The sequence below is a fragment of the Methylibium sp. T29-B genome (assembly GCF_000576225.1).
Lineage (GTDB): Bacteria > Pseudomonadota > Gammaproteobacteria > Burkholderiales > Burkholderiaceae_C > Methylibium > Methylibium petroleiphilum.
In genome coordinates this window covers 1-1,791 of the sequence record NZ_AZSN01000321.1, presented here as the reverse complement: position 1 = coordinate 1,791, position 1,791 = coordinate 1, and the positions used below count along the sequence as shown (strand labels likewise).

1 protein-coding gene is annotated in these 1,791 nt (G+C 69.5%); it reads left to right on the top strand.

All coding sequences use genetic code 11. The annotated features are described in order from the left end of the window. Positions 1–100: 100 nt before the first annotated feature. Positions 101–1,417 carry an IS1380 family transposase gene (locus tag Y694_RS21590; RefSeq protein ID WP_036236574.1) on the top strand — a complete coding sequence of 439 codons (1,317 nt, stop codon included), beginning with the start codon at positions 101–103 and terminating at the stop codon, positions 1,415–1,417. Positions 1,418–1,791 lie beyond the last annotated feature (374 nt).

The following is a 1,791-nucleotide window of genomic DNA, read 5'->3' as shown; positions in this document are numbered from 1 at the left end:
TGGATCTTTCGCGAGGCATGAAGTAGGCGACCTGTCTTCGTTGTTCGTTTTCATAGGTGTTCGACGTCTATGGAACCGAGCCAGCGAGGGAGGTCGCCCAATGCCAGAGTGTACGGATCGCCGGATGGAGCTTGGCCGCGTGGGCAGGCGCGTGATCGAGGCGGCCTTCGATGGCGGGGACATTGCCAGCGACGGCGGGGTGGTGCTGCTGCGGCGGGTGGATGAACGGCTGGGTCTGAGCCGTTCGGCAGCACGCGCAGTGGGCGACTCGCGGCGTGCAGCCAGCGTCGAGCACGGCATGCGCGAGTTGCTGGCGCAGCGCATCTACGGGCTGTGCTGTGGCTGGCAGGACGTGACCGATCACAACACGTTGCGGCACGACCTGGTCTGGCAGACCGCGGTGGGCCGGGACCGCAGCCTGGGCAGTGCGCCCACGCTGAGCCGGCTGGAGAACGCGGCTGGGGCGCGCCAGGCCTGGGCGTTGCATGGCGTGCTGCTGGAGCAGTTCGTGGCCAGCCGCGAGGCGCCGCCGACGCAGCTGGTGCTGGACGTGGACGCCGCGCACGTGCCGCTGCACGGGCAGCAGGAACGCGCGCACTTCAACGCCCACTACGACAACTACTGCTACCTGCCGCTGTACGTGTTCTGCGGGCAGGACATGCTGGCCTGCGTGCTGCGGCCGAGTTGGCGGGATCCGGCCAGCATCGTCAGCGCGGTGCTCAAGCTGCTGGCGCGGCGCCTGCGACAAGCCTGGCCGGGCGTGCGGCTCATCGTGCGCGGCGACAGCGGCTTCAGCCGCCCGAAGGTGCTGCGCCGGCTGGAGGCCTGGGGCATCGACTACGTGCTGGGCGTGCAGAAGAACCCGGTGCTGGAGTGGAACTGCGCACTGGCCGCCCAGGCCGTGGCCGAGCGTCATGCGGCCAGCGGCGACAAGGAGCGACTGATCGGCGAGTTCAGCTATGCGGCACGCAGCTGGGGTCGTGAGCGACGCGTCATCGCGCGGCTGGAACATGGCGCGCAAGGCGCTGATGCGCGCTTCATCGTCACCAGCCTGAGCGGCGAGGCCAGCGAGCTCTACGAGCGGGTGTACTGCGCCCGCGGCGAGGCCGAGAACCGCATCAAGGAGGCGCAGCTGGATCTGTTCGGCCGCCGCGCCAGTTGCCACCGCTACGCAGCCAACCAGATGCGGCTGCTGCTGGCGGCGCTGGCCTATACGCTGATGATCAACCTCAGGCGGCTGGCCTTGGCGGGCACCGAACTGCAGCAGGCCTGCACGGCCACGATCCGCACGCGGCTGCTCAAGATCGGCGCGGCGGTGCTGCGCAACACGCGGCGCGTACGCCTGATGCTGGCCAGCCAGCATCCGCTGCGTGACGTGTTCGAAGTGGCCGCCGCGCGACTGGCCGCCGTCCCGTAGACGCTCACCCAGTGCCTGGCCCGCGCGTTGACCCCAACGAGGCCCGCAGCCCAAGCCGGGGAAAGGGGTAAACGTGCCCTCGCGCGGCGCAAAACGCATCCAACCATCGCCGAATGGCCCCGACTGCCACGCTCAGGGCCCCGATCCCTGCCTCAAACCCCCGCCACAGTCATCCAGTACGTCACTCGCGAAAGATCCAGGCTAGGAGTCCGCGCGGCAGAAGCCGCGCAGCCTCCTAGCCTGCGGCTTTACGCACGGCTCCCCCGAGCCCCCTCCGCGAGGGAGCTCCAGCGTGTTCGGCCGCACCCTCCAGCCTCCCTCCGCGAGGGAGGCTCTAGTCAGCCTGACGAGCGCTGCACTGCGGCTCAGCTGGC

Excerpts from the sequence above, each read along its gene's own strand:
- Y694_RS21590 (WP_036236574.1), top strand. The coding sequence starts at position 101 with ATGCCAGAGTGTACGGATCGCCGGATGGAGCTTGGCCGCGTGGGCAGG.